The 260-nt window shown below is 52.7% G+C and carries 1 protein-coding gene; it reads right to left on the bottom strand.

The window, feature by feature from the left end; all coding sequences use genetic code 11:
• Positions 1–260 (bottom strand): putative PEP-binding protein (locus ACYP03_RS26790; protein WP_459782779.1); only part of this gene is annotated, 260 nt, incomplete at both ends.

Below are 260 nucleotides of genomic sequence, written 5' to 3'. Positions count from 1 at the left end.
CATGATTTCGACGTTGCGCAGCCCCATGGTGTTGCGAACACGCTTGATCGCTTCACATTCCAGCGCAAAACAATCCTGGAACTTAGGCGACACATAACGGGATGCACCACGGAAACCGATCATCGGGTTTTCTTCAACCGGTTCGAAGTTCACACCGCCAACCAGATTGCGGTACTCGTTCGATTTGAAGTCTGACATCCGAACGATGACACGCTTCGGCCAGAAGGCAGCAGCCAGAGTTGAGATCCCTTCGGTCAGTT

The sequence above is a fragment of the Photobacterium sp. R1 genome (assembly GCF_054600795.1).
Note: the sequence above shows the minus strand (reverse complement) of the source record. Positions and strands in the feature narration are given on the sequence as shown.